We start from the raw sequence: 26,709 nt of genomic DNA on the forward strand, positions 1-26,709 counted from the left end.
GACCTCAGCTCGCTGCATCCCCGGAGCCTAGCCCCATCGCCCCCTGCCGGTCCCACCTCCTCGAACGCGACAGAAACACAAGCACCCGCTCGTTCAGTGCATGGGCCGGACCAAGGAGGGCGTGGAAGTCTCCCTCCTGCCACCGATGGCTCAGTCGATGGCTCTGTCGACAGCTCGTCGACGGCCTCTGTACCGGACTCGGGAGAACAGCCTTATGCGGATGACTGGTTGGGGGACGAGGGCGCTGCTCGCCGTGGCGGTGGCGGCCACGGCGGGCGCGGTGCCCGCCCGTGCGGGCACGCAGGTGGGCGACGGCGGGCGGCACGCGGGGACGACGTACTTCATCGACTGCGGCTCAGGTACCGACACCGCCTCCGGCAGGTCCCCGGGCGCCGCCTGGGACTCGTTGGAGAAGGCGAGTTCCGTCTCGTACGGACCCGGTGACCGGATCCTGTTCAAGCGCGGCTCCAGCTGTGCCGGCGTGTTCCAGCCCAGTGGTTCGGGCGCGAAGGGCGCTCCCGTCCGGGTCGACGCGTACGGGCAGGGCGAGAAGCCGCGCATCGAGGGCGGCGGCGCCCGTGCGGCCGTCCTGCTGGAGAACGTCGAGCAGTGGGAGCTGCGCAATCTCGACGTCTCCAACAAGGGCGCCGCGCCGGGCCCGGAGGAGCGCCGCGCGGGAATCCTGTTCCGGCTCACGGACTTCGGCACGGGTGAGCACTACGTCGTCGACGACGTGGACGTGCACGACGTCAACGGCTCCGACCACAAGGACCCTGACCCGTCGGGCGGCATCCTCTTCGTCGTCCGTGGCACGGCGACCCCGACCCGCTTCGACGGCATCACGGTCACGGACTCGACCGTCAGTCACGTGGACCGCACGGGCATCGCCACGGCCTCCAGCTGGGGCAAGCGGCCGGAGCACCCCCTCAGCGGCGCACTCGGCTGGGCGCCCAACACCGATCTCACGATCCGCGGCAACAAGGTGATCGACGTCGGCGGCGACGGCATCGTGCTCCAGCACGGGCACCACGCGCTCGTCGAGCGCAACTACGTCGACGGGTTCAACATGCGTTCGGCGGGCTACAACGTCGGCATCTGGGCGTGGAACTTCGACGACGCCGTGTACCAGTACAACGAGGTCACCGGCGGTCACGGGACGCTCGACTCGCAGGCCTTCGACTTCGACGGCGGGAACAACCGCAACGTCTACCAGTACAACTACAGCCACGACAACGAGGGCGGCTTCCTGCTGGTCTGCAACGCGACCGGCATGAAGACGTCCGACAACGTCTTCCGCTACAACGTGAGCATCAACGACCGCAACACCTGGAGCCCGCCTTACGGTGTGATCTCCGTGGTCTGCCCGGCCCCCACCACGAACACCCAGGTCTACAACAACACCGTCGTGACCGACCAGACGGGCACGGCCATGGTGAGCGACAACGGAAAGGGCGGGGTCACCTTCCGCAACAACATCTTCGTCAGCACGGCCGAGGGCGGCTCTCCGATCGTCGACGCGCTGAACACGTACGACCACAACCTCTACGTAGGCGTGGGCACCGTTCCGGCGGGCGACGCCAACGCGGTCACGGCGGACCCGAAGTTCCTCGACGCCACCCCGGACAGCCCGGGCGACCTGCGCCTGCGCTCCGGCTCCCCGGCACTCGGCGCGGGCAAGCCGATCGAGAACCCAGGCGCTCGCGACTACTTCGGCAACCGCCTGTACGGCACGACCGACATCGGCGCCCACCAGCGCCCGGGCCTGAGGTAACCCATCCACGGCCGTCTAAGCGGCAGGCCCTTGGGCCTCCTTGGCGGAGGCCTCAAGCCTGTTCCAGTACTCCCGGTACCAGGCCTCGTCGCCGCCGTCCATGTTGCTGCTGGTCTCCCGCATGCCGGTCCTGCCGTCGATCAGCTCGCGGACGATGTCGGCGTGGCCGGCGTGCCGGTTCGTCTCGGCCGTCATGTGCAGCATGATCCGCTGCAGCGTCACCTGCCCGTTGTCGCCCCACCAGGCGACCTGACCCATCGCGTCGAGCGGCAGCGCCTCGATCGTCGCGTCCGCGTGCGCCCAGGCACGGTGGTAGAGGCCGAGGATGTCCTCGCGTGACTCGTCGGCCGGTGCCCACATGTCCGCGTTGGGCTCGGCGCCCTCCGCGTGCCAGGGCAGGGATTCGTCGTGCGGGCGGTCGAACGTCGGGCCGAAGTACCCGAACTCGACACTGGCGAGGTGCTTGACGAGGCCGAGGAGGTTGGTCCCGGTCCGCGTCAGGGGGCGGCGGATGTCGTACTCGGACAGTCCGTCCAGCTTCCAGACGACGGCTTCACGGGCCGCCTTGAGGTAGCGGTGCAGGTCGTCTTTTGGATCATTGGGCTTCATGGACCGAGTCTCGCATCGCGGACTGACACCGCCCCCTCCGTGTGCAGGAGGAGGAGGCGGCGCCGGTCGGCGATGCGGGTGAGGGTCAGTCCCGGTCGCGCGGGAGCACGTACGGCACGTTGGTGACCATCACCCCCGGGGTGAAGAGCAGGCGTGCCTTGAGCCGGAGCGCCCGCTGGTTGTGCAGCATCTGCTGCCACCAGCGGCCGGGCAGGAACTCCGGGATGAAGACGGTCAGTACGTCATCGGGGTTGGCCTGCCGGTGCGCGCGGACATGGTCGAGCACCGGTCGGGTCAGCTCCCGGTACGGCGAGTCGAGCACGGTCAGTTCGACGCCCATCGCGTGGTTGGCCCATGCGGTGCGCAGCGCCTCGGTCTCCTCCTCGTCGATCGCGACGCTGACCGCCTCGATGCCGTCCGCCTTGATCGCCTGCGCGTAGCCGACCGCTTGGAGGGTGGGCGCGTGCAGGCGCGAGACCAGCACCATCGCGTGGTGCTTGGCCGGTACCACCGGGCGGGCGTCGGCGGCCACCGCGAGCTGCTCGGAGGCCCGGTCGTAGTGCCGGCGGACCGCCCGCATGCCGAGGATGAGCAGCGGCATGGCGACGCAGACGATCCACGCGCCGTGCGTGAACTTGGTGACCAGGACGATCACCAGGACCAGGCCGGTGACCAGCGCGCCGGTGCCGTTGAGCAGTTGGGAGCGGCGCATCCGGCCGCGCTCCGCCGCCGTGGTCGCGCCCGCGAGCTCACGGTTCCAGTGCCGGACCATGCCCGCCTGGGAGAGGGTGAAGGAGGCGAAGACACCGATGATGTACAGCTGGATGATGGCGGAGAGGTCGGCGTCGAAGACGACGATGAGCGCGGCCGAGGCGGCGGCGAGCACGGCGATACCGTTGGAGAAGACCAGCCGGCCGCCGCGGTTGTGGAGCTGGCGCGGCAGGAAGCGGTCCTTCGACAGGATCGAGGAGAGCGTCGGGAAGCCGTTGTACGCGGTGTTCGCGGCCAGGATGAGGATGCCCGCGGTCGCCGCCTGGACGAAGTAGAACAGGAAGTCCCAGTCGCCGAAAGTGGCCTTCGCTATCTGGGCGAGCGCGGTGGCCTGCGAGGCGTCGGCCGGCAGACCGAGGTCGGTCGGGCTGTGGGCGACATGGACCCGGTAGACCAGCGCGAGCACCGTGATGCCGGCGAACATGGTGATCGAGAAGAAGGCCATCACCGCGAGCGAGGCGGCGGCGTTCTTGGGCTTGGGGGAGCGGAAGGACGGTACGCCGTTGCTGATCGCCTCCACGCCCGTGAGCGCCGTGCAGCCGGACGCGAACGCGCGCAGCGCCAGCAGCACGAGGGCGAGACCCGTGAAGGTCTCGGGGGACTGGAAGGACAGCTCGGCGGACTCGGCACGGATCGTCTCGCCGGTCGCCATCCGCACCGCGGCGACCGCGAACATCACGTAGATGGAGATGATGAAGGCGTACGTGGGGATGGCGAACGCCCGCCCGGACTCCTTGACGCCGCGCAGGTTGACCAGGGTCAGCAGGGCGACGAAACCGAGGCAGAGCTCGACGGCGTACGCCGAGAGGGACGGCACCGCGGAGGTGATGGCGGCCACGCCCGCCACGACGGACACGGCCACGGTCAGCACGTAGTCGACCAGGAGCGCGGCGGCCGCGGTGAGCGCGGCGCCCCGGCCCAGGTTGTGGGCGCTGACGACGTACGCGCCGCCGCCGTTGGGGTAGGCGTGGCAGGTCTGGCGGTAGGAGGCGACGACCACCACGAGCAGCACGACGATCGCGAGACCGATGTACCAGGTGGTGTGGAGCAGGGCGACGCCGCCGAGAGCCAGGACCAGCAGGATCTCCTGCGTCGCGTAGGCGACGGAGGAGAGGGGGTCGCTGCAGAAGACCGGGAGGGCGAGCCGCTTGGGGAGCTCGGTCTCCGCCATCTGGGCGGTGCGCAGCGGGCGGCCGAGAAGAAGGTTCTTGGGGACAGTGGTGTTCACCGCACGGGAATCTAGGCTTCCGGATGAGCCCTTCCGGTATCCCATATGCCGTCCATACAGGAAGGGTGGCCGGATTTACTCCCTCGATACGCCGGCCGGTCACTCCGACGGTCACTCCGCTCCTTCGTACCTCGGGTACGCGCGACCAGGACGAAGGTGACACTGATCAGAAGGGCCCAGGCGCCGAACTTGGTGAGGGGTACGGGCTGCCAGCCGTCGAGCTGATGGGGATAGGCCCAGGCGCCGACGTACGTGGCCGCGTTCTCCGCGACCCAGAGGAAGAACCCGATCAGTGCGAAGGCCAGGGCCAAGGGCATCCGGTAGCGGGAGGGGCCCACCGTGAAGTGGACCCAGGTGCCGAACATCGCGCCGAGGAGCAGCAGGGCCAGCGGGAGCCGGGCGTCCGGCAGCCAGTGATGGGTGAAGAAGTTCAGGTACACGGCGGCAGCGAGGACGGCCATCAACCGGGGTCGATATCCGGACAGCGACAGCTCCATGATCTTCCACGACCGACAGCAGTAACTGCCCACCGCGCTGTAGAGGAATCCGCCGTAGAGCGGGACTCCCGCGACCTTGAAGACGGCGTCCTCCGGGTAGCTCCACGAGCCCATGCGCACCTTGACCAGCTCGAAGAGCAGGCCCACGAGGTGGCACCCCAGGATCACGGCGGTGTCCCGCGGCCCGTCCCAGCCGACCTTGCGGGCCAGGACCGTCAGGGCCACGCCGAACACCAGGAGCAGGTCGTAGCGAGCGACTGGCAGGTCGCCGGGCAGCAGCCGCGAGGCGCCGATGCCGCCGACCAGGGCGACGGCGAAGGCGACGGCCCGCACCTGGCTGAGCCCGAAGCGCCAGAACTGCGCGCAACCGTGGGCGATCGTTTCGAACGTCATGCCCGAGCAGACTGCCGACCGGCGACCGTTGGTTCCCATGGGGCGGAGTGCGTTGCCGTGACGCGGGGGAGGCCCGTCCGAGGGGCCTCCCCCGCATCACGGGGTCGCTGAGGAGGACCCGTCAGACGGTCTTGATCGCCGGGTCGGAGACGCCCGCCGCTCCCGTTTCGACGTGGCCGGCGAAGCGGCGCAGGAAGGTCGCGTCCGCGGAGGAGGTGACCGTGACGTCGTACCAGCGGCCCGTCGTACCCAGGGCGATGGTGCGGGAGACGGTGGCCCCGGCGTTGACCGTGACGGTCTGGGTGGTGTTGCCGTAGGCGTTGGTGACGCTGAGGTTGACCGCCGCCGTGCCGGAGTTGGTCAGGGTGAGGGCCAGGTTGCCCGTGGAGGGGACGTGGCGGGCCGTGACCTCGGGGCCCGCCTGCTTCGTGGGTCCCTTCCAGGTGCGCAGGAAGCCGTTCGGGCCCCACACCGTGAGGTTGATCTGGTTGCCCGTCGAGGCGCTGGTGCTCCACGTGTCGGCGAGGGTCTTGCCCGCCTCGACCGTGTAGGGCCAGGGGCCGTCCGTGCGGTTGCCCGAGGTGCTGTGGAAGTGGGCCCCGAGCGTCGGGCCGCTGGAGAACGTCAGTGTGAACTTCCCCGTGGCGAGGGTGCGCAGACCGTCCACGTACGGGCTGTAGCCGAGCGGGCGGGTCGGCTTGGAGCCGGCCTCCTGCTTCGGCAGAGCGCCCGTGGCCGGAACCGCCGGCAGGTAGTCCGGGTGGCGGTTCTTGTCCGGCGGTACGTAGCCGGCCGTCGACGGGAGCGAGGCGGGAGACGCGTCCGTCCGGCTGAAGTCGAAGGCCGAGGTGAGGTCGCCGCAGACCGCCCGGCGCCACGCCGAGATGTTGGGCTCCAGCACGCCGAAACGCTTCTCCATGAAGCGGATCACCGAGGTGTGGTCGAAGGTCTCGGAGCAGACGTAGCCACCCTTGCTCCAGGGCGAGACCACGATCATCGGGACCCGCGGGCCGAGGCCGTACGGGCCTGCGGTGAAGCCGCCGCTGCCGGGGAACAGGTCCTTCGAGACGTCCGCCGTGGACAGGCCCCACGCGGAGGAGGCGGGCGGGTACGGCGGGACCACGTGGTCGAAGAAGCCGTCGTTCTCGTCGTACGTGATGAACAGCGCGGTCTTCGCCCACACCGCCGGGTTGGACGTCAGGGCGTCGAGGACCTGGGAGATGTACCAGGCACCGAAGTTCACCGGCCAGTTCGGGTGCTCGCTGAAGGCCTCGGGCGCCGCGATCCACGACACCTGCGGCAGCGTGCCGTTCGCCACGTCGGCCCGCAGGCGGTCGAAGTAGCCGCCGCCCGCCTTCACGTCGGTGCCGGTACGCGCCTTCTCGTACAGGGGGCTGCCGGGCTGCGCGTTGCGGTAGTTGTTGAAGTACAGCAGCGAGTTGTCACCGTAGTTGCCGCGGAAGGCGTCGTTGATCCAGCCCCAGTGGCCCGCGGCGTTCAGGCCGTCGCCGATGTCCTGGTAGACCTTCCACGACACCCCGGCGGCCTCCAGGCGCTCGGGGTACGTCTTCCACCCGTACCCGGCCTCCGCGTTGTCCAGGACCGGTCCGCCGCCCGTGCCGTCGTTGCCGGTGTGGCCGGACCACAGGTAGTACCGGTTCGGGTCCGTCGCGCCGATGAACGAGCAGTGGTACGCGTCGCACACGGTGAACGCGTCGGCGAGGGCGTAGTGGAACGGGATGTTGTTCCGGGTCATGTACGCCATGGTGGTGGCGGACTTCGCCGGCACCCACTTGTCGTACTTGCCCTTGTTGTACGCCGCCTGGCCGCCGGCCCAGTCGTGGTTGAGGCCCGCGACGAACCGCATGCCCAGGTCGGCGACCTGCGGGTTGAAGGGCAGGATGTCCTTCGACCCGTTGGACTGGAAGAAGACCGACTTGCCGTTGTCCTGGAGGACCGGCCGAGGGTCACCGAAGCCGCGTACGCCCTTCATCGCGCCGAAGTACTGGTCGAAGGACCGGTTCTCCTGCATGAGGACGACGACGTGCTCGATGTCCTGGATCGTGCCCGTGGTGACCTGTGCCTGGATGGCGGCGGCTCGCGCGATGCTCTCGTTCAGCATGGTCGCCGCGGCGGTGCCGCCGGCGATCTGCAGGAACCTGCGGCGGTTGAGTTCAGTCATGGAGTGATGACCTCTGCGGGTGAGGTGGGTGAAGTGGGTGAGGCGGGGGTGCGAGGGGAAGCGGGTGCGGGGGCGAAGCGAAGAGCGCCCCAAGGACAGCGGCCCCCGGGGACCGCACGGAGATCCTTGCCTGAAACTTGGCTGTACAACTAGAGAAAACAGGGGAGTGGGTGGATCTTCAAGAGGCGTGACATGACGAAAAGAGAGCGATCGAAACGCTCAACTTCGTCGTCACTATGGATCGATTGAGCGCGTGCATGCTAAAACCGGCCAGCCATGACTCGTTTCCAGCGCCCCCTGGAGCTCCCCATGACGCATGTCTGGTCCCGCCGCGGCTTCCTCGCCGCCACCGGTGCCGCCCTCGCCCTCGGCCTCACCGCGAGCCCGCCGCTCACGGGAGTGGCCCTGGCCGCCGACGAGTTCACCGCCCTGCGCGCCAAATGGCGCACGCTGCTCCTCGGTGAGGGCTTCAGCCCCACCGCCGAACCCTTCAGGACCAAGCTCGCCGAGCTCGGCAGCCGCGCCGCCGAACTCCGGGCGACGATGGCTCCGGCGACCGGATCCCTGTGGCCGGACGCGGTGTGGACCGACCCGGAGCCCGACACCGACCAGGAGTCCTTCGGCTACTCGGCGAAGATGAACGAGAACTACTCCCGGCTCCTCACCATGGCCCAGGCCTACAGCCAGCCGGGCACCGGCCTGACCGGCGACGCCGCCCTGGCGGCCGCCATCGTCACCGGCCTCGACCACATGTACGCCCGGATCTACAACGAGGGCCAGACCCGCTACGGCAACTGGTGGAACTGGCAGATAGGCGCCCCACAGGCGCTCCTCGACACCTGCGTACTCATGCACGACCGGCTGACGACCACCCAGCTGGCCGCCTACTGCCGCGCCGTCGACCACTTCGTCCCCGACTCGGCGATCGGCAGTTACACCGGCACCAGCACCGGCGCCAACCGGGTCGACCTCTGCCGGGTCGTCGCGCTGCGCGGAGTCGTCGGCGACAACTCCGCCAAGATCACCCTCGCCCGGAACGCGCTCTCGCCGGTCTTCCCGTACGTCACCTCGGGCGACGGCCTCTACGCCGACGGCTCCTTCGTCCAGCACAGCTCCGTGCCCTACACCGGCACGTACGGCGCCGTGATGCTCGGCGGACTCGGCATGCTCTTCGCCCTCCTCGCGGGCTCCACCTGGGCGGTCACCGACCCCAACCGGCAGATCGTCCTCGACGCGGTCGAGAACGCCTGGGCGCCGTTCCTCTACAACGGGCTCGTCATGGACAACGTCTCCGGGCGCGGCATGAGCCGCGGCATCTCCACCACCGACCCGAAGCAGATCCAGGCCGACGACCATCTGCGCGGCCACGGCATCCTCGCCTCCATCGTGCTGCTCGGGCAGGGCGCCGGCGCCGCCGAGAACGCCCGGTGGCGCGGACTGGTCAAGGGCTGGGTCCAGCGCGACTACTACAGCCCGCCGATGAGCAACCCCTCACTCGGCCTGGTGAGCCTCGCGCGACTGAAGTCCGTGGCCGACGACACCTCCGTCACCGCCCTCGCCGAACCCACCGGACACCGGCTCTTCCCCTCCATGGCCCGGGCCACCCACCGCCGCCCCGGCTGGGCCGCGTCGATCAGCATGGCCGACAAACGCATCACGTACTACGAGACCGGCAACGGCGAGAACCTGCGCGGCTGGCACACCGGCTCCGGAATGCTCTCCTGGTGGGGCGACACCTACGGCAACGGGCAGTACAGCGACGCCTTCTGGCCCACAGTCGACCCGTACCGCCTGCCCGGGACCACCACCTCGCGCAAGGTCCTCGCGGACGCCGCAGGCGGTGACTGGGGCGCCTCCAAGCCGGACGTGAACTGGGTGGGCGGCGCCACCGACGGCACGCGAGCCGCGATCGGCCAGTACCTCAAGGGCCTCCAGAGCACCCTGCTGGCGAAGAAGTCCTGGTTCTGCCTGGACGACTCCGTCGTCTGCCTCGGCGCGGGCATCAAATGCACCGACGGCACCCCCGTCGAGTCCGTCGTCGAGAACCGCAACCTCGGTCCTGGCGGCACTCACGCCCTCACCGTCGACGGCACGGTGAAGCCGGTCGGCCACCCCTGGTCGGAGACGCTGACCGGCGCCGGCTGGGCGCACATCGGCGGCTTCGCGGGCTACGTCTTCCCCGGCGGCGCGACGGTCAAGGCCCTGCGCGAGGAGCGCACCGGTCGCTGGAGCGACATCAACCGGTCCATGGCCACCACCCCGATCACCCGCCGCTACCTCACCCTCTGGGCCGACCACGGCACCAACCCGACCAACGGCACGTACGCCTACGTCCTCATGCCCGGTGCGACCACCACGCAGACCGCCGCCCGCTCCGCCGACACCGGCTGGGTGCAGATCCTCGCCAACACCGACAACCAGCAGGGCATCCGGGTGCCTTCGCTGGGCTTCACCGGGGTCAACTTCTGGTTCGGCGGCACTGTCGGGACGCTCACCGCGAGCGCGCCCTGCTCCGTGATGATCACCGAGAAGAGCGACGGTACGGCGGTGATCTGCGTCAGCGACCCGATGCGCATGCAGACCGCCCTCACCCTCACCTGGAACCGGGCCGTGGCCTCCGTGATCTCCAAGCCCCCCACCGTCACCGGAACGGCCACCGGCTCCTCGCTGAGCCTCACGTTCGGCGACCTCAGCGGCACCTTCGGCGCCACCCAGAAAGTCACTGTCAGGCTCGGCTGAGAACGGAAGGGACATCCCCACATGACCCCCACCCGCACGTCCCCCCCCACAGGAGCCCGCGGGGCCGGCGGATCGGTGTCCTGGGGGGCGACGGCGGCTCCGGCACCAGCTGCAGCGTCACCTACCCGTACGTCAAGGGGCGCTGGTACCAGCTGGAGATCATCAGGACCGGCACGAACAACTGGACCGGGTACGTCGTCGACACCGCCACCGGCGTGTGGACCACGATCGGCAGCTGGAACGTCTCGGCCTCGGCGGGCTATCTGAAGCCGAGCGGCGTCGGCTTCGTCGAGTACTACAAGTCCGTCGCCGACTGCGCCTCGATCCCCTACGGCCAGGCGGTCTGGGGCAACCCGTTCGTCACCCCGGAGCCGGGTACGGGCAGCAACACCAGCGCGTACACCTACGGCCCCTGCAAGGCCGACGCGAGCTACTCCATCAGCGGTGGCCAGGTGACGATGACCACCGGCGGATAGCAGTCCGACCGACTGTTATCCGCGGCGCTCCCGCCCGGCCTGCAGCAGCTCCACGAGCTCCTGCAGGCCGGTCAGGACCCGTCGGCCGGGGACCGCTTCGACCGGTACGAGTGAGGGGACGGCGACGACCCTGCAGCCCGCGGCCTCCGCCGCCTCGATGCCCACCGGGCTGTCCTCCACCGCGAGGCAGCCCGCCGGATCGACGCCCAGGGCCCGGGCCGCGGCCAGATACGGCTCGGGGTGCGGCTTCGTACGGTCCGTGTCGTCCGCGGTCACCGTCACCTGGAACGACTCGGCGCCGAGCAGCTTGAGCACGGACTCGACGACGGGCCGGGGCGAGGCGGTGACGAGCGCCGTCGGGATGCCCATGTCCCGTAGCGTGCCGAGGAGTTCAAGGGCGCCTGGGAGCGCGTCCGCCTCCGTCTGGACCGCCGCGAGGAACCGGGCGTCGAGCTCGGCCACGACGGCGCCCAGCGGACGCTCGGTGCCCGAGGACCGCCACAGATGGACCGCGGTGTCCTCCACACAGCGGCCCACGACCTCGGCGGTGTCCGCGTCGGTCAACGGGTGTCCGAGCTCGTCCGCCACCTCCCGCGCCGTGCGCCACCACAGGGCCTCGGTGTCGACGAGCGTGCCGTCCATGTCCAGCAGGACCGCGCGCGGTTCGACGGCGAACGGCCGCCCGTCCAGGGTCCAGTGCGAGTCCGGAGGACAGTCCAGCGACGCGAACACCTGGGCGGCGACGTCCTGCTGGCGGAGCTCCCCGACCCGCGCGCCCGCCGGGACGTCGGGTCCCGCGCATGCGATCCAGGCGGTGCGCTCGAACTCCGAACGGCCGCCGTGGCCCCCCTCGTCGCGGTGGCCGTGGTCCGTGACGACGAGGAACGTCCAGGCCTCCTCGGCGAAGGTAGCCCGACCGCGCACGGCCGCGAGGAGGCGGCCGAGCCGCTCGTCGGCGCGGACGATCGCGTGCTCGTACTCCGGGCCGCAGCCGAGGATGTGGGCCGTCTCGTCGACCGCGCCCAGATAGACGAAGGACGCCTCCGGGTCGTGCTCCGTGAGCACCCGCGCCGCCTCTGCGGTGACCAGCTCGTCGGCCTCCTCCCAGCCCTCGCAGTCGTCGGAGGCCGGGGCGACGTGGCTCACCCGGCCGGGGCCGCGGAACAGCGGGCCGCCGCTCGCCACCGTCACCAGCGGCTCCCAGCCGGCCGCCACGTAGGTGCGCCGGCCGGCGTCCCACAGCCGGGTGGTGAAGTCCGGGAAGACCGCGAGGCGGTGGCCGCTGAAGTCGTTGCTCCAGACGGCGTGCTTGTCCACGGTCACACCGGTCACGATCGTCGCCCAGCACGGCCCCGACATGGTCGGCGTACCGGGCTCGACGACGACCGGGGCGAGGAACCCGGAGGCCGCCAGGGCGTCGAGGTGGGGGGTGTCGAGGCGCCTCAGCGTGTCGAGGCGCACCCCGTCGATGCCGACCACGAGGGCGCGGCGGCGGATGGCGACGGGCATGGGTTCCTCCGGTTCGGACAGCGTGATGCGAGATGGGGGCCCGGCGGCCCGGTGACCTGCGGGACCACCCGGCGTTCGTGGTTCAGAGCGCGCGCAGGACCAGCCGCAGCGTGGCCGGTCCCGCGTCGAGCGCGTGTTGCGGCAGCGTGCCGGGACCGCAGGACGCGGTGCCGATGCCGTGGTGCGCCACGTCGAGGTTGACGTGCACCCGGTCGCCGGGCACGAGGTCGGTGGTGTGCCGTGCGGCGTCCAGGTCCCCGCTGGTCCAGCGGCGGACCGTGAGGTCGTACGACGGCAGGCCGCCGATCAGCAGTCCGCCGCGCGCGCCGGTGAGCTGGGCCGTGCGGACGGCCCGCCGGTTGCCGTTCTCCTGCGGGCGGACGTACGGGGTCTGGAGCGCGTCGACCGTGTGCCGGTACCGGCCGAGCCGGGCCGCCGCGGTGGTGTCCCGGTACGCCTCGCCGGGGCCGAGGCCGTACCAGTCGACCGTGTCGATCCAGCCGGGCAGGGAGAACCCGAGACCGATCCGGGGCAGCGGGCACGGCCACTCGCCCTCGGGCACGGCGTCGACGTCCAGCCACAGCGACCGGCCGTCCGTACGCCAGTGGTACGTGGCGTGCACCGCGTGGTCGCCCCCGGCGGGCGCCGTCCGCGTGCGGACCGTGAGCCCTTCGGCCGTCGGCTCGACACCGAGCGTCTTCGTCGTGAGCCGGTGCAGGCCGGCGGCGCGCCAGCGGTCGGCGATCCGGTCACCGAGCAGGTCGTTGTCGGTCGGCGCCCGCCACAGGTCGAGTCGGAGCGCACCGACATCGAGTGCTCCGACGGCGAGCAGCCGCCCGCTGAACGCGTCGAAGGCGGCGGGCCCGAGGGTGAGCCTGCCTCCCCGCCCCGCGGCCACCGGAAGGACGCGGTCCGGGGCCTGGGCCGGTGCCCCGCGCGCGAGGACGGTCTGACCCCAGGCGATCTCATGGCCCGCCGGCGCCCAGGGCTCGGGGGCGGCGAGTTCGGCGACGACCGTCAGGACGCGTTCGGCGCCCTTGCCCGGCGGCAGGACCGGCGCGGGAAGGCTGACGCGGTCGCCGGGCGCGAGAACGGGGACGTCGAGCACGCCGTCGGCGACGGGTTCGCCGTCGTCCTCGGCCCGCCAGCGGAAGCGCAGATGAGCCGTGTCCCGGAAGTCGTGGCCGTTGCGGACGGTGATGCTCCGCCCGCCGGCGCCGAAGCCGATCGTGACCGGCTCGATCACCTTCTTGTACTCCAGGAGCCCCGGAGAGGGCGTGCGGTCGGGGAAGACCAGGCCGTCGGCGACGAAGTTCCCGTCGTGCACGGGTTCGCCGAAGTCGCCTCCGTACGCGTGGAACACCCGCCCGTCCGCCGCGCGCCGCGCGATGCCGTGGTCGATCCACTCCCAGACGAAGCCGCCCTGGAGCCGCGGATACGTCTCGAACAGGCGCTGGTACTCGCTCAGTCCGCCCGGTCCGTTGCCCATGGCGTGCGCGTACTCGCACAGGATGAACGGCAGCCCGCGCCGGTGCGCGTCGAGCGCCGGGTCGTTCGTCGGCGGTTCCTCGCCCCGGCCGATCAGCTCGGTCTCGGCGTGGTCGGCGTACATCCGGCTGTAGACGTCGACGTACCCGCTGTCCCAGTCGCCCTCGTAGTGGACCGGGCGCGACGGGTCGCGGGTACGGGCCCACTCCGCCATCGCGGCCAGGTTCTCGCCGGTGCCGCTCTCGTTGCCGAGCGACCACATGAGGATGCTCGGGTGGTTCTTGTCGCGCTCGACGACCCGGCGCATCCGGTCGAGCAGGGCGCCCCGCCACCGCTCGTCGTCGCTCGGGTTGCCGCGCCAGCCGACCTGCTCGAAACCGTGGGTCTCCAGGTCGCACTCGTCGACCACCCACAGCCCGAACTCGTCGCACAGGTCGAGGAACTCGCTGCTCGGCGGGTAGTGGCTGGTGCGCACCGCGTTGATGTTGTGCCGCTTCATGAGCAGCACGTCGCGCAGCATCGTCTCGTACGACAGTGTCCGGCCGGTCTCCGGGTCCCACTCGTGCCGGTTGACGCCGCGCAGCAGCAGGGCACGGCCGTTGGCCTTCAGGAGGCCGTCCTCGACGGCGACCCGCCGGAAGCCGATGCGCAGCGGGATCCGCTCGCCGGCCGCGGTCAGCTCGCCCTCGTACAGGCGCGGCTGCTCGGCGTTCCACGGCTCGACGTCCGCGAAGGCATGCGGGCCCGCGGGGTCGGCGTCAACGAGACCGAGCTCGGGGACGGTGAGCCGGGCAGGACCCGAGGTGTCGACGGACAGGGTGCCGGTCCCGGTGGTGTGGTCGTAGTCGGCGTGGACGAAGAAGTCCTCGACGCAGCCCTCGGGCCGGGACAGCAGCCGTACGGGACGGAAGATCCCGGACAGCCACCACATGTCCTGGTCCTCCAGATAGCTGCCGGCCGACCACTGGTGGACCCGTACGGCGACGACGTTCCGGCCCGGCCGCAGGGCGTCCGTCGCGTCGAACTCGGTGGGGACCCGGCTGCCCTTGCCGTCGCCGAGCCGGACGCCGTTGAGCCAGACCGCGAAGCAGGAGTCGACGCCGTCGAAGCGCAGCACGCCACGCCCCGTCGGCCAGTCGTCGGGGAGCGTGAACTCCCGGCGGTACTCGCCCGTCGGGTTCTCGTCGGGCACCCGCGGCGGGTCGACGGGGAAGGGGTAGGTGACGTTGGTGTACGCGGGGGAGCCGACGCCCTGGAGCTGCCAGCAGGACGGTACCGGCAGCCGGTCCCAGGCGCCGTCGTCGAACGCGGGGTCCTCGAAGCCGGCGGTGAGGTCCCCGAGCCCGGCGGCGGCCCGGAAGCGCCACTCGCCGTCCAGATCGATGCTCGGCGCGTCCGAGCGGAAGGCGGCCCGAGGGGTCAGCCGGCCGCTGCCCGGGCTGCGGTCCTCGACGTAACGGGTCTCCGGTGACTGGTGCATGGCTGTGTCCTGAGTGGTCTTCGGGCCGGACGGCGGGAGGGACAGCGGGCGGGACAGCGGGAGGCGGTGGTCAGGCGGAGTGGGCGAGCTCGTCCGGGCCGACGCCATGGGCGAGGGGCAGGCCCCGGGCGAGGCGCTCCACCTCGTCGGTCGCCCAATGGGTCATGCGGACGAGCTCGTTGCCGAGGGAACCGGCGATGTGCGGGGTGAGCAGCACGTTGGGCAGCGTGTAGAGCGGCGAACCGGGAGGCAGCACCTCGGGCTCGGTGACGTCGAGCACGGCCTGGATCCGGCCGGTCGACAGCTCCTCGGTGAGCGCCTCGGTGTCGACGAGGGAGCCGCGTGCGGTGTTGACGAGCGTGGCCCCGTCCCGCAGCAGCGCCAGCCGCCGCCGGTCGAACATGTTCCGCGTCTCCGGGAGTTGGGGAGCGTGGATGGAGACCACGCTGCTGCGCCGGACGAGTTCGTCGAGGTCCACCGACCGCGCGCCGAGCCTCTCGGCCTCCGCCGCCTCCACGTACGGGTCGTAGAGCAGGACCTCGAAGTCGAACGGGCGCAGCAGCTCGAGGACGCGGCGGCCGATCCGCGACGCGCCGACGATGCCGACGGTACGGCGGTGGTTGCCGTGGCCGGCGAAGTACTCGAGGAGGGGCACCTGGTCGCGGGCCTCCCGGTAGGCCCGGGCGCTGTCGAGCATCCGCTTGCCGGTGAAGAGGATCGTGGCGAGCGTGAACTCGGCCACCGGCAGCGCGTTGGCTTCTGCGGCGGTGGAGACGGCGATGCCGCGCTCCCACACCGCGTCGGTGACGTGGTGCTTGACGGACCCGGCGGCATGGATGACGGCCCGCAGCCGGGGCATCGCGCGCAGCGCGTCCGCGGTGAGCAGCGGGGCACCCCAGTGCGTGAAGAGCACCTCGGTCTCGGCGAGCGCGGCCGGTTCGACGTCGGCGAAGTCCCTGACGAACCGGTCGGTGTCCACCGCCGCGACGCGCGCCAGCCGGTCGAGGGCGCCCTCGGCGAGGAGCTGGGCGTGAATGCCGGCGTCCATGGCCAGCAGGGTGCGGGGCCGCTGCGCGGCTTCCGCCCCGGCGGTGTGGTCGTCGTTCAGAACGGAGCCTTCCGGTACGGGCACGGTCACTTCACCGCGCCTGCGGTGAGGCCCGAGCGCCAGAAGCGCTGCAGGCAGATGAAGGCGATGATGAGCGGGACGACGGCGACGAGCGAACCGGTGATCACCAGCGTGTAGAACTCGGGCTGCAGCTGAGTGGTGCTGTTCCACATGAACAGGCCGAGGTTGACCGGGTACAGCTCGTCGTCGTTGAGCATGACCAGCGCGCCGAAGAAGTTGTTCCAGCTTCCGGTGAACGAGAAGAGGAAGATGGTCATGAAGCCGGGCGAGAGCATCGGCAGCGCGATCCGCGCGAACATGCTCACCTCACCGGCGCCGTCCACGCGGGCGGCCTCCAGGACCTCGTTGGGCACGTACCCCTCGGAGAAGACCCGGGCCAGGTAGACGCCGAACGGGTTGACCATCGCGGGCAGCAGCAGCGCCCAGTACGTGTTGACCAGGCCGACCTCGGAGGCCAGCAGGTACAGCGGCAGCTGGATCACCGTGGCGGGGACGAGGAGCCCGCCGAGGACGATCCCGAACAGCTTCTCCTTGCCGCGGAACTCGTACTTGTCGAAGGCGTAGCCGGTGGCGACGCACAGCAGCGTCGAGGCGGCCGAACCGACCACGGAGTAGAGCACGCTGTTGCCGAGCCAGCGCAGGTAGATGCCGTCGTTGAAGGTGAAGACGTCGGCGAGGTTGGAGAAGAGGTTGAAGTCCGCGAAGGAGAAACCGCTGCTGGAGAAGAGGTCGCCGTGGTTCTTGGTGGCGGCGAAGAGCAGCCAGCTGACGGGCATCAGCATGTAGAACGAGACGAGGAGCAGCACGCCGTTGACGACGCCCTTGGAGAGCAGACTGCCCGGGCGCTTGCGGCGCGGGTCGCGGCGGGGGGAGCGGAGCTTCCGCGCGGCGGCGGCACCGCCGGCGCGTGCTTCGGCGGCCGCGGGTTCCTGGGTGACCGTGTGAGTACTCATGCCGCCTTCCACCGGTTTCCGATCTTGGTGACGATGTACGAGAGCACGACGCCGAGCGCGGCGAGCATCAGGGACGCGGCGGCGGCGAGCCCGTAGTCGTGCTGGAGGAAGGCCGCCTTCCAGATGTACATGGTGGGCGACCACTCGGTGTCGACGGCGGCGGTACCGCGCTGGCCGAGGAGCTTGGGCTCGGTGAACAGCTGGATGGCGCCGACACAGGTGAACAGGACGGCCATCACGACCGCCGAGGCGATCATGGGCACCTTGATCTGCAGCGCGGTCCGGATCGGCCCGGCCCCGTCGATGTCCGCGGCCTCGATGAGTTCGCGGGGGATGGCCTGCAGGGCGGCATAGAAGATGATCATGTTGTACCCCATCCACTGCCAGGCGGTGAGGTTCACGATGGACGAGAACACGTGGTCGGAGCTGAAGAAGTCCCACGAGCCGCCCGCGGCCTCGATCCAGTCGAGCACCGGGCTGAGTCCCGGGGTGTAGAGGTAGATCCAGAGGATCGACGCGATGAGCCCGGGGATGGCGTGCGGCAGGAAGAGCGCGAGCTGGAAGAAGCGCCGGGCGCGGGCCACGGCCGAGTCGATCAGCAGCGCGAGGGCGAGCGCCCCGCCGATCATGACCGGGATGTACAGCGTGCAGTACGTGGCGATGTGCAGGAACGACTCGCGGAAGCCCGCGTCCGAGAACGCCGAGACGAAGTTCTCGATGCCGGAGAACGTGCGCTCGGTGCCGCCGAAGCCGAGTCCCGAGGACTTCTCGCTGAACAGGCTCATCCACACGGCGTAGATGATGGGCGCCGCGGTCATGGCCGCGAAAAGGACGAAGAACGGGACGATGAACAGGGCGGCCACGGCGCGCTGGTTGCGCTTGAGCTGTGAACTGCCGTTACGGGTACGGCTGGTGCGCGGGCTGCCGGCACGGGTGCCGCCGGCCGCGGGCGGCGGCGCGGCCTTCGCGAGTGGTGCTGCCACGGGTGCTCCTTGGCGGGTGGGCGCTGCGGGTCCGGGGGTGTGGGACGGCGGGGCCCGGCCGGGGTCAGGGACCGGCCGGGCCCCACCGGGTCACTCGGCGAGCTTCAGCCCGCGCTCCTGGATGCCCGACTTGGCCTTCGCCTGGCCGGCGGTGACACCGCCGGCGAAGCCGGTCTTGGCCGTCTCGTCCTGGATGGCGGTGTAGACGTCCATCTGGTTCGGGCCCCAGGTCCAGCCGGGAACGATCGTGTCGACCTGCTCGGAGGCCAGCTTGTAGAGGTCCTGGCCGTTGAAGTACGCGGTGTCGAACTGCGCGGCGGCCACCGCCCGCATCTCGGGGTTGGCCGGCAGGGCGCTGCTGGGCTTCTTCGGGTCGCTGAGCCGGGCCTTGACCGCGTCGCCGTTGGTGGTGATCCACTTGATGAACTCGGCGGCGGCCGCGGCGTTCTTGCTGCCCTTCAGCACGCCGTAGGAGCTGCCACCGTAGTTGCCGCTGGCCGGGGTGCCCCAGTTCGGCATGGGCGCGGCGGCCCACTTGCCCGACTGGTCCGGCAGGTTGGTCTTCATGCCGGCCGCGGACCAGGAGGCGCCGAGGATGGCGAGGGTCTTGCCCTCGACCCGGGCCTTGGTCTCCTCCGGGCTCCAGCCGGTGTAGCTCTGCACGAGGTCGTTCTTGACCAGGTCGTCCCAGTAGGCGGCGACCTTCTTGGACGCGGCGTCGTCGACGCCGGCCTTCCACGCGTCGCCCTGGGTGCCGAACCACTTGCCGCCGGCCTGCCAGGAGAGCGCGGCGAGCAGGGCGGGGTCGGACTTGGTCATGTTGGCCAGTCGGACGTTCTTGTCGGCCTTCTTGACCTTCTCGGCGGCGACCCGGAACTCGTCCCAGGTCTTGGGGACCTCGATGCCGTACTTCTTGAACAGGTCCGTGCGGTAGTAGAAGACCTGCGGCGCGGCGTCGAACGGCACGGTCCAGGTCTTGCCGCCGAAGGTCACCAGGTCCTGGATGGCCTTGGGGAACTTCTCCTTGACGGTGTCACCGGCGTGTTCGGTGAGGTCGACGAGGTGCCCCTGGCTCGCGAACTCGGGGACCATCTGGTACTCGATGGTCGCCACGTCGGGCGCGTTGCCCGCCTTCACACCGTTGGAGAGCTTGCCGTAGCCCTCCGCGCCACCGGTGATCTCGGTGAACTTGACCTGGATGTCCTTGTGGGTCCGGTTGAACTCGTCGACGGTGGCCTTCGCGCCACCCGTCCAGGTCCAGTAGGTGAGGATGACCGGCTTGCCGTCGGCGGAGGCGTCGGACGAGCCGTCCTCGCCGCCACCGCAGGCGGTGGCGAGCAGGCCGAGGGCGGCGACGGTGGCGGTGGCGGCTATACGGAACGAGCGTGAACTGCGCGACATGGCACGGCTCCTACAGAAACCTCGACGGGGAGAAAGAGGCGAACGAGGCACATCTTTTTCGCCAACTCGATCACCGTCAAGAGTAAACGCACAAGACAATCAAAACGATCGAGTTACGATCAAGAAGTTCATCCCGCGTCCGGTGCCCCCTGGAGGGCCCCGCACGAGGCACGGATCCTCAACTTCGGCAGCAGATCCAGGTGTTGACGCGGCCCCGGCTCGCTCCCCGAGCTCCGCTCGGCCAGCCGCTCGAGCAGCAGCTTCGCCGCCAGCTCGCCGACCGCCTGCTTGGGCGGGGCGATCGCCGTCAGCGGTACGTCGGCCAGCGCGGCCACCTCGTCCTCGTACGCGACCAGCGCGAGGTCCTCCGGAACGCTGATGCCGCGGGCCTGAAGCCGGGGGACCAGCACGATGGCGTCCTCGTCGCTGTGCACCAGGGCCGCCGTGACCCCGTGCCGCTCGACGGCCTCGACGAGGTACTCCGCCACGTCGTCGTACTCCGCGCCCGACCCGCGGGTGAACGGTGAGCCCGGCACGGTCTCGAGGCCCAGCGACCGCACCGAGTTGAGGTACCCGGCGGTGATGCCCGTCGCGTGCGGGCCCTCCTGCAGCACGGCGGCGACCGAACGGTGACCGAGGGACGCGAGATGGTTCACCGCGAGCGCGGCGCCGTGCGCACGGTCGGTACGCACCCGGTCGAGCGTGGCCGCCGGATTGACGGCAGGCGCCGTACGCTCCACGAGCACCGTCGGCGCCCCGCAGGCGAGGAGCCACTCCTCCTGACCGTCGGCGGGCACCCCGCCGAACCAGCTGGGCGCCACGAGCAGCCCCTCGGCCCCGCTGGCCAGCAGATGCTCCGCCTGCACGGGGTCCTCGCTGTCGACATACCCGGACACACCGAGCACCAGCCGGCCGCCCTGCGCCTCGACGGCCTTGCGGGCCCCGAGGACGACGTCCCCGAAGATGTACGTCGTGGTCGGCACGATCATCCCGATCACCACGCCCCCGGCCTCCGGCTCCTCCGCCCGCCCGGCCGCCTCACCCGGCCAGACGACCGCACCGTGCATCCGCTGCACCTTGCCCAGCGCGGCCAACGCCTCCACGTCCCGCCGCAGGGTCACGGGGGAGACCCCCAGCTCGGACGCGAGCTCGGTGACCCGGATACTTCCGCGCGCCCGCACGAGTTCGAGTACCCGGTCGTGACGATGATCGACGTGATGCCGCATGGCTCCCCCTGAATCCCTTGAATCCCTCGGGAGGCGCTACCGTACGCCTCTGCCTCCCAGCGTATCGATCGATTGTGATCGAATCGATCAGAATGCGGAGTGCGGGAAATGTGAAGGGTGGGTGCGCGCCGGGAGAACCCGGGGTCCGCGAATCCGGCGTACCGAGACCGGGGTGGACCGCCCACTCGTTCAGGCCTGCGGGCAGGTCGCGCAGCAGCTGGACGTAGCGGGCCGCCTTGCCCTCGATGGCGAGCGAGTAGCTGTCCAGGAAGTCGTTGTCGGTGACCGGCAGCCCGCGACCCCGCAGCACCCGGCGCGCGGGGTCGAGCCACACCCGGACCGCGAGTCCGTACTCGGCGGCCAGGGCCACGGTCAGGTCCAGGACGTCGTCGCGGCCGCCGTCGGCCAGACAGTGGAAGTCCAGATGGGTCGGCGCGAGCCCGGCGTCGGCGCCGCCGCCGGACACGGGACCATCAGGCTGCACGACGCCGCGATGCCCTCTTCGATCGACTCGATCACCGCCGCGTTGATCGCCGGATACATCCCGAAGTCGTCGCAGTTGACGATCAGCAGCCGGGCATCGCGCGGATACCCCAGGAGCTCACCCGACGTTTCACTCATGTCGCTCATGGCACTCACGCTTCCAGTCGCTCCACTTCCAGCAGCAGCGCGTCGCCGGGGGCGAGCCGCGGTACGGAGAGGCCGAGTACGGCCAGGACTCGTCCGGTGGTCGTGACGCCGGTCGTCGCGAGGGGGCCGGGTACCTGGGCATGCGGGGCCACCTCCGGGGTGAGCGTGACCCGGTACGAGGCGTCGTCCGCGAGGCCCGGCAGGCGCAGTCGTACGGGAGCGTCCGCGACGGATGCGCCGGTCTGGGCGTAGCAGTACAGGGCGCGGCCACGGTCGGCGGCGACGACGCCGTGGAGCAGGGCGGCGGGGTCGGGGTGGTCAGCCCGTACGGTGGTACCGGTGTGGATCAGTTCGCGCCGGCGCTTGTAGAGGGCGACCCAGGACGCGAGTTCGCCCAGCTCCTCCTCCGTGCACCCGGTGAGGTCCCATTCGATCCCGGCATGGCCGAACAGGGCCGTGGCGCAGCGGAAACCGAGCCGGGTGGTGCGGCCGGTGACGTGCGCGGTGGCCGGGCCGACGTGGCTGCCGACGAGCTCGGGCGGGAGCAGGAGCCCGGTCCAGCGCTGGATGTGCTGGCGATCGACGGGGTCGTTGGTGTCCGAGGCCCAGACACGGTCGGTGCGCTCGATGATGCCGAGGTCGACGCGCCCGCCGCCGGAGGCGCAGGACTCGATCTCCACCCCGGGGTGGAGCCCCCGGATGCGGTCGATGAGCGCGTACACGGCCCGGGTGTGGCGGTGCACGCCGGCCGCGCCGTCGTGGACGGCCTCGACGAGGGGACGGTTGTGGTCCCACTTGACGTACGCGATGGGGTACTCGGTGAGCAGCGCGTCGATCCGCTCGGCGAGGTGGGCGAACACCTCGGGGCGGGCGAGGTCCAGGACGTGCTGGTTGCGATGGGCCTCGGGTAGCCGGCCGGGCGCGGCGAGGAGCCAGTCGGGATGCTCACGGGCCAGGTCGGAGTCGGGGTTGACCATCTCGGGCTCGAACCACAGCCCGAAGTCCATGCCGAGCGAGCGGACGTGGTCGGTCAGCGGACGCAGTCCGTTCGGCCAGATCTTCTCGTCGACATACCAGTCGCCGAGCCCGGCGCTGTCGCCGCGGCGGCCCCGGAACCAGCCGTCGTCGAGCACGAACCGCTCGACACCGACCTGATGGGCCCGGTCGGCGAGTGCCTTGAGCCGGTCGAGGTCGTGGTCGAAATAGACCGCCTCCCAGGTGTTGAGGACGACCGGCCGCGGCGTTCGCGGGTGGTGGGGGCGGGCGCGCAGCATGCGGTGCAGCCGGTCGCCGATTCCGTCCAGACCGTGGCCGGAGTGGACGAAGTACACCCATGGGGAGGCGTAGGACTCACCGGGCGCCAGCCGCACCTCTCCGGAGGCGAGCAGTTCGCCGCCGGAGAGAGCACCGCTATGGTCGGCGGATCGCTCGGCGCCGTACTCGCTCTCGCCGCTCCAGGCCACGTGCACGGCCCACACCTGGCCGTGGCGGAAGCCGAACCCGGGAGTTCCCGCGACGAGCAGGGTGGCGGAGTCGTGCCCGGGCCGGCCCTGCCGCGTCTCGCGCAGATGCAGGCCGTGGACGAACGGGGAGCGCTGAGGAGCGCGTTCGAAGCCCCAGCGGCCGGAGAAGTCGAGCAGTTCGGCGGCGTCCTCGGGGACCGGGAGGGACGGCCGGGCCGCGGCCACGGTCCAGTGGTCGTCGCCGGTGTTGACTGCGGTGTTGGCCACGGTGTGCCTGATGCCGACCACGCCCTCGGCGGTGAGCCGCAGTTCGCAGGTGAGGGCGACACCGGCCTCGGCGTCAGCGGCGCGCGGTCACGACGGAGCCGCCGCTGTCGTCGGCCGTGTGCGTGACGGGCTCGGTCAGCAGCGGCCGCAGGTGCGGCCACCGCCCGGCCCGGTCACCGCGGATGCCGGGCCGCCCCGGCCACCCCTCGGACTGCAGCGGGACGAGCGGAACCCCGTATGTCACCCCGCTGCCCGCCGTCCGGGCGTCGTCCGCCGTACCCGCGCCGCTCGCGGCGAAGGCCGCGTCCCCGTCGACGGACGGGTCCAGGGCGGCGCCCCAGTGCAGCACCCGCGGAAGCGAGGGCCCGGCGAGGTCCAGGACCAGGCCGATGCCTCCCGCGGCGAGAACGAGCGGTCGAGGTTCGTGGTTCATGCGTCCCTCCGGTACTGGGCGGGTGAGGTTGAGGTCGCGGCGGTTGGGCTTCATCCGTGCCTCCGGGCGATGGGACGCGTACGGAACCAGTTGAACTCACGAACACTCAGGAACGCGCAGTTTCTATCAGGTTCGCGCAAGCTCCGACAGGGGGGGCCGCTAAAGTAGTCCGGACAAGTTATGGCGCGGGGTTCGCTGCCGGGCGATGGAACGCCCTGTCGGTGCACGTCACTTGGTGCGACGGAAGCGGGCCCGCGCCGTTTGACGGAAAGGTGTAGACCAATGCTAGCTTGATGCCGCACCGCGCCCGGACCATCACATTCCGTGAGGTGACGTTGACGTGTCTCGCCCCCTGCACCACCGGCCCACCCCAGCCCCCGCCTATCTGCGCATCGCCACGCACCTGGAGCGGGAGATAGCGCAGGGCCACATGCCCGAACACACCAAACTCCCCGCCGAACGTGCTCTCGCCGAGACGTTCGCCGTCAACAGGCAGACCGTCAGGGCCGCACTCCAGTGGCTTCGACAGCGGGGACTCGTGGTGACCGACCGCCGGGGCACCTACGTGAACGGCGCCGCCCGGCAGTCCGCACCACCCGTCGACCGCCCCGCGACCACCAACCCGGAGGGAACCGGGCACCTGTTCCCGGTGGGCGCCGCCGGCAGCGCGCACGAGGGCCGCCTCTTCAGCGCACCGGTCTCACCGGCCATGGCCGACGCCCTGGGCATCCTGCGCACCCGCCCGGCGCTGACGCACCACCAACGCTTCGTCAACGCCTCGGGAGAGCCGACACACGAAGCCCTCACCCACTTCGCCCCCACAGCCACCCTGGAGATCCCCGAACTCTCCCGGTACGTCACGCGGTTACCGGTGATCGACCCCGATCTGCGGCTGCTGCACCACTGGCTCACCCGCTCCGGGATCCGACCGACCGTCAAGGAAACGGTCACCGTCACCCGGGAGGATCCACGACGCGACACCCCTGCCCCACCCGAACTGGCCATCCGCCGCCACCTGTACGACCATCGCGGCCGACTCCTCGCCATCACGGACGTCACCTTCCCGGGCGCGTGGCAGGAGATCGCACTCACCCACGCCGGCTCCTTCCCCCTCACCCACGACATGCGAGCGGCACGACCGACGGCCGACCCGCACCGAACCTGACGGCGGGATCACGCTCCACCATGACCACGGCTCGGACTGAAGCCGGGAACCACCAGATGGGCTCGCTCCCGGGGACGGGCCGTGGCCAGATAGTGCTCCTCGGCCAGCCGCCAGCGTGACTCCCAGTCGATCGCTCCGTGATCGTCACCGCGCTCACGCAGGCGCCGCAGTGACACCTCACGGGGAGTGTCGACGTACACCAACAGGTCGTAGTAGTCCGCGAGTTCGGGCCGGGCGGTGTACACGCCCTCCACGATGACGACGCCGGAGGCGGAAACGCCATGGATCTCGTCGGGGGCCAGCGCTCCGGTCGCCCAGTCGTAGCGCCGGTACGCGGCATCGCGGCCGGCCGCGAGCGGGGCGAGCACTTCCGCGCGGAGCCGCTGCCAGTCGAAGTACCGGTGGTACCCCTCCACCGGGTCCAGTCCGGCACGCTCCTCCGCGTCCATGGGCCGGTAGAAGTCGTCACCATGGACCACCACGGCACCGCACAAGTCCACCAGGGCTGTCGCCAAAGTCGACTTACCTGATCCACCCATCCCGTCGACCGCGACAAGAACGACTCCGCCGCGGCTTCGGGCGTCGACGGCGACGGCAACCTGTTCGGCGGCGATCGAGATCATCGGCATGGCGGCATTCTGTCCTCGGCGGCCACCACGCGAAAGCGGCGGCACCGAGCGTTCAACACGTTCAACGACCTGCCCACCCCGGCCGGCATGCCCTGCGACGGTGAACACCTGACGCCGCCGGTCGGCCATCAGCGATCGGTCATGAGGCGGCCGTCTTCACCACGCGCGGTAAGTGGACGTGGAGGTGCTCCTGAACGCGGGGTCGCCCTCACCCATGCCAGGCTGCCCGAATCTCTGCTGAGAGTCGGGCACTTGGACGAGGCCTGTGGCCACTGGAGCAGCTTCCTCGATCACCACCCGCACCTCCACTCCCGCCAGGTGGACCAGGACCGCCCCGATTACCGTTGCTCCGCATGACCCACACCGAGATCGAGATCGACATCGACATCACGGCGGAGTTGGTCCGGGATTTGCTCCGCGACCAGCACCCCGACCTGGCGGATCTCCCCGTGAAGCTCGGCGCGCGTGGTTGGGACAACCAGTTGTGGCGGCTCGGCGACGACCTCGCCGTACGGTTGCCCTGGGCGACCCGGTCCGCGGACGCGCTGCTCCGCAAGGAGTACGCCTGGCTACCCGCCCTCGCCCCGCACCTTCCGCTGCCGATCCCCGTCCCACAGCGCCTCGGCGAGCCCTCCGAGCGGTTCCCCCGGCCCTGGATCGTCACCACCTGGGTGCCGGGCGAGCCCGCCGACCGCGCCCCCGCCACGCGCGGCGCGGAGGCGGCCGACACCCTGGCCGGCTTCCTGACGGCACTTCACCGACCCGCTCCCACCGGGGCTCCCATCGGCCGTGACCGCGGGGGACCGCTGGCGCAGTATGCAGCAGGGTTCGCCCGGCAGCTCGCCGCGGTCACCGAGCTGGGCCTGATCCCCGACCCGGACGCAGTCCGCGCGGTCTGGGAGGACGCAGCCACCGCGCCCGACTGGGACGGTCCGGCGCTTTGGCTCCACGGCGACCTGCATCCGGCCAACGTCCTCACCGCGGCCGGCACCTTCTGTGGCGTGATCGACTTCGGCGACCTCTTCGCGGGCGATCCGGCCTGCGACCTCGCCGCCTGTTGGGTGCTCCTGCCGGACGGCGCCACCGACCGCTTCCATGAGGCCTACCGGCCGACCCCGGACGCCGCGACCCTGCGGCGCGCCCGCGGCTGGGCGGTGCTGCGCGCCCTCGCCTGCATCCTCATCGGTGACGCCGGCGCCCACGGCCGCCCCGGCGGCAAGCCCACCTGGGGCCCACCCGCACACGCCACCCTGCGACGCCTCGTCGCAACGGCCGGCAGCTGACCCA

At 70.8% G+C, this 26,709-nt stretch carries 20 protein-coding genes and 1 pseudogene; 5 read left to right on the top strand and 16 right to left on the bottom strand.

Features of this window, described 5'->3' with window-relative positions; translation table 11 throughout:
* Positions 1–220: 220 nt before the first annotated feature.
* Positions 221–1,771, top strand: coding sequence for a right-handed parallel beta-helix repeat-containing protein (locus tag ACFWRO_RS11245; protein WP_384507603.1), 1,551 nt, complete (start codon positions 221–223; stop codon positions 1,769–1,771).
* Between the two features lie 15 nt (positions 1,772–1,786).
* Here ACFWRO_RS11245 and ACFWRO_RS11250 read toward each other — a convergent pair whose 3' ends face one another.
* The 4 genes from ACFWRO_RS11250 to ACFWRO_RS11265 form a co-directional block, all read right to left on the bottom strand.
* Positions 1,787–2,380, bottom strand: a complete 594-nt coding sequence (locus ACFWRO_RS11250) for a DinB family protein (RefSeq protein WP_384507605.1) — start codon at positions 2,378–2,380, stop codon at positions 1,787–1,789.
* Positions 2,381–2,465: 85 nt separating this feature from the next.
* A complete protein-coding gene (locus ACFWRO_RS11255; protein ID WP_384507608.1) occupies positions 2,466–4,379 on the bottom strand; it encodes an APC family permease in 1,914 nt (637 codons plus the stop codon).
* Positions 4,380–4,390: 11 nt separating this feature from the next.
* Positions 4,391–5,269, bottom strand: a complete 879-nt coding sequence (locus ACFWRO_RS11260) for a DUF817 domain-containing protein (protein WP_384507611.1) — start codon at positions 5,267–5,269, stop codon at positions 4,391–4,393.
* Between the two features lie 121 nt (positions 5,270–5,390).
* On the bottom strand, positions 5,391–7,451 hold the full coding sequence (locus ACFWRO_RS11265; protein WP_384507614.1) for a phosphocholine-specific phospholipase C: 2,061 nt from the start codon (positions 7,449–7,451) through the stop codon (positions 5,391–5,393).
* 309 nt (positions 7,452–7,760) lie between these two features.
* On the opposite strand from ACFWRO_RS11265, the gene ACFWRO_RS11270 reads away from it, so the two are divergent.
* Positions 7,761–10,190, top strand: a complete 2,430-nt coding sequence (locus ACFWRO_RS11270; RefSeq protein WP_384507618.1) for a polysaccharide lyase 8 family protein — start codon at positions 7,761–7,763, stop codon at positions 10,188–10,190.
* Between the two features lie 80 nt (positions 10,191–10,270).
* Complete coding sequence (locus tag ACFWRO_RS11275) at positions 10,271–10,666, top strand: DUF3472 domain-containing protein (RefSeq protein WP_384507897.1); 396 nt, start codon at positions 10,271–10,273, stop codon at positions 10,664–10,666.
* A gap of 15 nt (positions 10,667–10,681) precedes the next feature.
* On the opposite strand, the gene ACFWRO_RS11280 is transcribed toward ACFWRO_RS11275, so the two are convergent.
* The 11 genes and pseudogenes from ACFWRO_RS11280 to ACFWRO_RS11330 all read right to left on the bottom strand — a co-directional run bounded on the left by ACFWRO_RS11280 (position 10,682) and on the right by ACFWRO_RS11330 (position 23,628).
* On the bottom strand, positions 10,682–12,175 hold the full coding sequence (locus ACFWRO_RS11280) for an HAD-IA family hydrolase (RefSeq protein WP_384507621.1): 1,494 nt from the start codon (positions 12,173–12,175) through the stop codon (positions 10,682–10,684).
* 82 nt (positions 12,176–12,257) lie between these two features.
* On the bottom strand, positions 12,258–15,143 hold the full coding sequence (locus ACFWRO_RS11285; protein WP_384507624.1) for a glycoside hydrolase family 2 TIM barrel-domain containing protein: 2,886 nt from the start codon (positions 15,141–15,143) through the stop codon (positions 12,258–12,260).
* Positions 15,144–15,213: 70 nt separating this feature from the next.
* A complete protein-coding gene (locus ACFWRO_RS11290) occupies positions 15,214–16,191 on the bottom strand; it encodes a hydroxyacid dehydrogenase (RefSeq protein ID WP_384507900.1) in 978 nt (325 codons plus the stop codon).
* 86 nt (positions 16,192–16,277) lie between these two features.
* Positions 16,278–17,225 (bottom strand): carbohydrate ABC transporter permease, encoded by a 948-nt coding sequence (locus tag ACFWRO_RS11295; RefSeq protein WP_384507627.1) that lies wholly within the window; start codon positions 17,223–17,225, stop codon positions 16,278–16,280.
* Positions 17,222–18,208, bottom strand: coding sequence for a carbohydrate ABC transporter permease (locus ACFWRO_RS11300; protein ID WP_384507630.1), 987 nt, complete (start codon positions 18,206–18,208; stop codon positions 17,222–17,224). Before ACFWRO_RS11300 ends, ACFWRO_RS11295 begins: the two co-directional genes overlap by 4 nt.
* Positions 18,209–18,298: 90 nt before the next feature.
* Entirely contained in the window at positions 18,299–19,609 is a 1,311-nt protein-coding gene (locus ACFWRO_RS11305) for an ABC transporter substrate-binding protein (RefSeq protein ID WP_384507633.1), read from the bottom strand.
* 128 nt (positions 19,610–19,737) lie between these two features.
* Entirely contained in the window at positions 19,738–20,835 is a 1,098-nt protein-coding gene (locus ACFWRO_RS11310) for a substrate-binding domain-containing protein (RefSeq protein ID WP_384507636.1), read from the bottom strand.
* Positions 20,836–21,046: 211 nt separating this feature from the next.
* Positions 21,047–21,319 (bottom strand): annotated as a pseudogene (locus ACFWRO_RS11315) (hypothetical protein); the annotation flags it as partial.
* Positions 21,208–21,465, bottom strand: a complete 258-nt coding sequence (locus ACFWRO_RS11320; protein ID WP_384507639.1) for a ChbG/HpnK family deacetylase — start codon at positions 21,463–21,465, stop codon at positions 21,208–21,210. The gene ACFWRO_RS11320 and the pseudogene ACFWRO_RS11315, both read right to left, overlap by 112 nt.
* A 5-nt stretch (positions 21,466–21,470) precedes the next feature.
* Positions 21,471–23,216: an alpha-galactosidase gene (locus tag ACFWRO_RS11325; protein WP_384507642.1), complete on the bottom strand. Its 1,746-nt coding sequence runs from the start codon at positions 23,214–23,216 to the stop codon at positions 21,471–21,473.
* A gap of 52 nt (positions 23,217–23,268) precedes the next feature.
* The gene (locus ACFWRO_RS11330) at positions 23,269–23,628 is read right to left on the bottom strand and encodes a hypothetical protein (protein WP_384507645.1); all 360 of its coding nucleotides are present in this window, start codon (positions 23,626–23,628) and stop codon (positions 23,269–23,271) included.
* Between the two features lie 340 nt (positions 23,629–23,968).
* Between ACFWRO_RS11330 and ACFWRO_RS11335 the strand changes: the two genes are divergently transcribed.
* On the top strand, positions 23,969–24,793 hold the full coding sequence (locus tag ACFWRO_RS11335; protein WP_384507648.1) for a GntR family transcriptional regulator: 825 nt from the start codon (positions 23,969–23,971) through the stop codon (positions 24,791–24,793).
* A gap of 8 nt (positions 24,794–24,801) precedes the next feature.
* On the opposite strand, the gene ACFWRO_RS11340 is transcribed toward ACFWRO_RS11335, so the two are convergent.
* Positions 24,802–25,422 carry a uridine kinase gene (locus ACFWRO_RS11340; protein WP_384507651.1) on the bottom strand — a complete coding sequence of 207 codons (621 nt, stop codon included), beginning with the start codon at positions 25,420–25,422 and terminating at the stop codon, positions 24,802–24,804.
* A gap of 353 nt (positions 25,423–25,775) precedes the next feature.
* Here ACFWRO_RS11340 and ACFWRO_RS11345 point away from each other — a divergent pair, with 353 nt between their 5' ends.
* Positions 25,776–26,705, top strand: coding sequence for an aminoglycoside phosphotransferase family protein (locus tag ACFWRO_RS11345; protein ID WP_384507654.1), 930 nt, complete (start codon positions 25,776–25,778; stop codon positions 26,703–26,705).
* The last annotated feature ends 4 nt before the right edge of the window (positions 26,706–26,709 follow it).

The sequence above is a fragment of the Streptomyces sp. NPDC058579 genome, from assembly GCF_042718575.1.
Lineage (GTDB): Bacteria > Actinomycetota > Actinomycetes > Streptomycetales > Streptomycetaceae > Streptomyces.